This is a genomic window from Synechococcus sp. R55.7, assembly GCF_047461955.1.
Classification (GTDB): domain Bacteria; phylum Cyanobacteriota; class Cyanobacteriia; order Thermostichales; family Thermostichaceae; genus Thermostichus.
This window is the reverse complement of record NZ_JANSIC010000154.1, coordinates 1-4,711: the sequence shown is the minus strand read 5'-3', so window position 1 is coordinate 4,711 and position 4,711 is coordinate 1. Positions and strand designations below refer to the sequence as shown.

5 protein-coding genes are annotated in these 4,711 nt (G+C 57.2%); 3 read left to right on the top strand and 2 right to left on the bottom strand.

Annotation, left to right across the window (positions count from 1 at the left end; genetic code table 11):
- A partial coding sequence (locus tag NW820_RS08885) for a TrmH family RNA methyltransferase (RefSeq protein WP_414407283.1) occupies nt 1-801 on the top strand: 801 nt, incomplete at its 5' end.
- A gap of 16 nt (nt 802-817) precedes the next feature.
- Here the strand turns inward: NW820_RS08885 and recA are convergent.
- Complete coding sequence (gene recA / locus NW820_RS08880) at nt 818-1,942, bottom strand: recombinase RecA (RefSeq protein ID WP_414331989.1); 1,125 nt, start codon at nt 1,940-1,942, stop codon at nt 818-820.
- A gap of 235 nt (nt 1,943-2,177) precedes the next feature.
- Here recA and lgt point away from each other — a divergent pair, with 235 nt between their 5' ends.
- Together lgt and tsaE are read left to right on the top strand one after the other, a co-directional pair.
- On the top strand, nt 2,178-3,002 hold the full coding sequence (gene lgt / locus NW820_RS08875) for a prolipoprotein diacylglyceryl transferase (RefSeq protein ID WP_011433548.1): 825 nt from the start codon (nt 2,178-2,180) through the stop codon (nt 3,000-3,002).
- Nucleotides 3,003-3,005: 3 nt separating this feature from the next.
- Nucleotides 3,006-3,641, top strand: a complete 636-nt coding sequence (tsaE, locus tag NW820_RS08870) for a tRNA (adenosine(37)-N6)-threonylcarbamoyltransferase complex ATPase subunit type 1 TsaE (RefSeq protein WP_414341851.1) — start codon at nt 3,006-3,008, stop codon at nt 3,639-3,641.
- 200 nt (nt 3,642-3,841) lie between these two features.
- Here tsaE and NW820_RS08865 read toward each other — a convergent pair whose 3' ends face one another.
- Complete coding sequence (locus NW820_RS08865; RefSeq protein WP_414341852.1) at nt 3,842-4,540, bottom strand: pirin family protein; 699 nt, start codon at nt 4,538-4,540, stop codon at nt 3,842-3,844.
- Nucleotides 4,541-4,711: the final 171 nt, after the last annotated feature.

Below are 4,711 nucleotides of genomic sequence, written 5' to 3'. Positions count from 1 at the left end.
CTGCTGACCAGTCCGAAAAACCCCTGGATCCGCAAGTTGCGGCAGTTGCACCGCAGCAAAGGCCGGCGGGAACAGGGCGCCTTTTTGGTGGAGGGATCCCACCTCATCGAAGAAGCCCTGCGAGTTGGCTGGCCCCTGCAGGCTCTCTGCTACACGCTTGAGTGGGCTGAGCGTTACCCACAATTGCTGGCCAATCTGCCCAAGAGTCTACGGCGGCAGGCCGTCAGCTCAGAAGTCATGGCAGCGCTCTGTACCACCGAGTCTCCCGAAGGAGCTGTGGCCGTGGCCGTCAGTTGGCAGATTTCCTCTCCCCCCCTGTCCAAGTTACGTTTGGGCCTTGTGGTGGAAACGCTGCAAGATCCAGGCAATTTGGGATCCCTAATCCGAGTCGTGGCCGCCGCAGGAGCCGACGGCCTTTGGCTAAGCGCAGACAGCGTCGATCCCGAAAACCCCAAAGTCTTGCGGGCCTCTGCCGGCCAGTGGTTTCGCCGTCCGCCCCAAGTCGTGCCCGACCTAGCCGCCTGGATCCAGAGCTGCCGTTGCCACGGGATCCAAGTCTTGGCTGCTACCCTCTCCCCCACAGCAAACTGCTACTGGGATCAAGATCTCACCCGCCCTACCCTTTTTCTCCTGGGCAACGAAGGGGCTGGCCTGAGGGAAGCGACTATCCAACAGGCCGATGCCCAGGTGCGGATCCCGATGGCCGAGGGTGTCGAATCTCTGAACGTCGCTATGACGGGGGGGTTGTTGCTCTACGAGGCCCTGCGCCAGCGGCGATCTCGCTCAGGAAGCGCTCCCTGAACAGCTAGCTGCTCCCTCAGAACTCTTCCTCTACAAAGACCGCATCCTCATTCTCTTCCTGCTCTCCCTCCTCCATCGCTGCCGGCCGGCTGGCGGAAACCGTCACCCCCGCAGAAAGTTTCTCCCGCACAGCCGCTTCCACCTCCGCTAGGAGCTCTGGGTTTTCCTTCAAGTAGACAACCAGATTGTCCCTTCCTTGGGCAACATTTTCCTCCTTGTAGCTGTACCAAGAGCCGCGGCGCTTGAGAATGCCCATCTCCTCGGCCAGATCGATAATGCAGCCGATGTTGGAGATCCCTTGGCCGAAAATGATGTCAAATTCTGCCCGCCGGAAAGGGGGGGCAACTTTGTTTTTCACCACCTTGACCCGCGCTCGGATCCCGTATTCTTCCGCACCTTTTTTCAGGGTTTGAACGCGGCGAATATCTAGCCGCACCGACGCATAAAACTTAAGGGCATTGCCGCCGGTGGTGGTCTCCTGGGGGCCATAGCCTATGCCGCCAATTTTGGAGCGCAATTGGTTTAAGAAAAGAACGATGGATCCGGTTTTGCTGACATTTCCGGCAATCTTGCGCAGCGCTTGGCTCATCAGGCGCGCCTGCAATCCCACATGGGCATCTCCCATATCCCCTTCGATCTCAGCCCGGGGCACCAACGCTGCTACCGAGTCCACCACCACGATATCCACAGCTGCCGAGCGCACCAACTGATCGACAATCTCCAGGGCGGCCTCCCCCGTGTCCGGCTGGGAGATCAACAGGTTTTGAATATCAACCCCCAAAGCTGCTGCGTAAGTGGGATCCAGCGCATGTTCCGCATCCACAAAAGCTGCCGTTCCCCCTTGTTTTTGCACTTCGGCGATGGCATGTAGGGCAATTGAAGTTTTCCCAGAAGATTCCGGCCCAAAGACTTCGATAATCCGCCCTTTTGGGTAACCTCCGCCCAAGGCCAAGTCGAGGGTGATGGCCCCACTGGGTATGGTCTCCACCCGCATCTGGGTGGCATCTCCCAGGCGCATGATTGCCCCTTTGCCGAAATTCCGCTCGATCTGGCTTAACACCTGCTCCAGGGCTTTGCGTTTTTCTGACTTCAATTTGTCCGAGTCATCAGCAGTGTTCACAGCAGCGGCTTTCCGGGCCATAACCCGCATCCCCCCCAGGAGTCGTGGTGGAAAATCGAGCCTGCATTCTAACATTGTCGCCTTGCTCTGAGCGGATCCCTCTCCCTCCAACTGCAGTCAGCTCGTACCTTGCCTCGGTTCCTAACTCCCCTCTCCCTCTGGGAGAGGGGCTGGGGGTGAGGGCAGGTCTTCTGCATAGCCTTGCAGAGCGGGTAGAGTGGGCTAAAGGGATCTGCTCAGGAATGTCCCCACGGTCATGACTTTGGTCTTACAATCCCCCGGCCCGGTTGTGTTTAGTTGGGGGCCGCTCAGCCTGCGCTGGTATGGCTTATTGATCGGCCTGGCAATGGTGTTGGGCTTGCTCCTGGCTCGCCATCTGGCAGCTCGGCGTGGCCTTCCCCCCAGTTCCATGCCTGATCTGCTGGTGTGGTTGGTGGTTGGATCCCTGCCCCTTGCTCGCCTGTACTATGTGGCCTTTGAGTGGGAACGCTATCGAGATGGCCCTTGGTGGCAGGTCTTGGCCCTCTGGCAGGGGGGCATTGCCATTCACGGTGCCTTGATCGGCGGCAGTGCGGCGCTTTACCTGTTCGCCCGGCGGCACCGGCTGAGTTTTTGGTTGCTAGCCGATTGCCTTGTTCCCTCCCTCAGCCTTGGTCAGGGGATCGGACGTTGGGGCAACTTCTTCAACAACGAAGCCTACGGAAAGGTGTTGCCTCCGGATAGCCCTCTGTGGGTACAACTGCAGCTGCCTGATGGATCGCGCGTCCATCCCACTTTTTTGTACGAATCCCTCTGGAACTTTGGTCTCTTCGGGCTCCTGCTCTTTTTAAGCTACCGGCGCCAGCTTCCCCCCGGCACCCTCTTGGGCCTCTACCTGGTGGGGTACAGCCTGGGGCGCTTCTGGATCGAAGGCCTGCGCACCGATAGCCTCATGCTGGGATCCCTGCGGGTGGCGCAGGGGGTGAGCCTGTTGCTCATTGGAGCAGGCCTGGCCGCAATCTTGACAGCTCCCAAACGCGTTTCTGTTCACCCAAACGAGGCAACTTCCTCGCCTGGGATCCCCGCCCCAAAGGAGTTGTAAGCCATGGCCAGCGAACAGAATGAAGAGCTCTGGCAGCAAGCCTCCCCTCTGCTGCTGCCATCCGCCGCTGCTACCCAATCACTAGGGGCCCTCGTAGCTCAAGCCGCCCTTGGCTTCCTCGCCCCTTCAGGTCAACAAAAATCTCCCCCTCCCAGCCGCAGCCTCGGCTCCACTTCCGGCTTGGTCATTCTTCTCGAAGGTAATCTGGGCAGCGGCAAAACCACCTTTGTGCAGGGACTAGGGCAGGGCTTGGGGATCCCTGAACCCATCGACAGCCCCACCTTCGTGCTGGTGCAGGAATACCACACCGGACGGATCCCTCTTTTCCATTGCGATCTCTACCGCCTAGAGACCTCTTCTGCCGCTCGCGCCGGTGGGAAAGAATCCACACTCCTAGAAGACCTAGGGCTAGAAGAACTTTGGAGCCAAGGTGGGATCACCGCTATTGAGTGGCCCCAGTACCTCCGCCATCTGCCTGCGACCTACCTCTGGCTGCGCCTACAGCCCCATCCCCAGCAGGAAGGAGCCCGCCTTCTACACGTCAAGGGAAAGGGATCCCAGACTGGCCACCTTTGGCAGCAAGTTCTTTCTCAATTCACTCAGCAAAACCTCGAAGAAGGGATCCACTTCTCCTCCTGAAAGTACTTGAAAGCAGAAGAAAAAGTTGAGATCCCAAAAGACTTATGGTCATTTCGATTCCAACTAGGACACTGCACCCGCGCCTAAAACGTTGAATGTACGGAGCCAGAAGGCTCTTCTCAGCAGTTCAGTCGCTTCACCCCAGCCTAAAACGACTATAAGCTCAAGGCAAACAGCCAGAATTCAGCCAAAAGTCATCCTCAGGCCAAATCAAACAGCAGCACCTCAGCCCCTTCTTCACTGAAAAGGTTGAGCTCGCTTTCCCTAGCAATAGCCACGCCATCTCCTTCTCGCAAAAACAAGCCATCCAGGGTCACATCGCCCCGAGCTATCTGCAGCCATCCGTAGCGCTTCTCATCCAAGTGTCGGTGAATGGTGCGTCCCGGCTCAATCAACCCCGCATAGAGATTCACATCCTGATGCACAATCACGGATCCCTGGCGCCCATCTCGAGAGGCAACTAAACAAAACTCATTGGGATGCTCTGTCAAACCCGTCGCTTTTTGTTCATAGCTGGGCTCCAGGTTTTCCTGCTCCGGCAAAATCCAAATTTGCAGCAGATGAACCTCCTCATCTGCCGAGTGGTTGTACTCGCTGTGCCAGATCCCTGTGCCTGCCGTCATCCGTTGAATTTCACCAGGACGAATCACAGATCCCGTGCCCAAGCTGTCTTTATGCTCAAGGATCCCTTCCAAAACATAGGTAACGATCTCCATGTCCCGGTGCCCATGGGTCGGAAAGCCAGCACTCGGGCTGATTCGGTCATCGTTAATCACCCGCAAAGCCCGGAAGCCCATGTAGCGAGGGTCGTAGTACTCTCCAAAAGAAAATGAGTGGTAAGTATCAAGCCAACTGAGCTTGACATGACCCCTCTCTTCCCGCTTGCGCAAAGTCAGCATCACAGTTTCTCCGAAACCTGACCCTCGCAACCATCTTATTAACTCTGCAGTCAGAATGTCAATATTCAAACAGTTTTATTTCTTCTTTTCCCTGCTATTCTCGCCAAAAACTTGCCAAAAACTTTGGGTTGGATATCTTGACGGGGTGGTGGGGGTGGGGATAGGGTAGTA

Bases quoted from the DNA above. Each gene is read 5' to 3' on its own strand.
- lgt (WP_011433548.1), top strand. From the start codon at position 2,178: ATGACTTTGGTCTTACAATCCCCCGGCCCGGTTGTGTTTAGTTGGGGG.
- tsaE (WP_414341851.1), top strand. From the start codon at position 3,006: ATGGCCAGCGAACAGAATGAAGAGCTCTGGCAGCAAGCCTCCCCTCTG.
- NW820_RS08865 (WP_414341852.1), bottom strand. From the start codon at position 4,540: ATGCTGACTTTGCGCAAGCGGGAAGAGAGGGGTCATGTCAAGCTCAGT.
- recA (WP_414331989.1), bottom strand. From the start codon at position 1,942: ATGGCCCGGAAAGCCGCTGCTGTGAACACTGCTGATGACTCGGACAAA.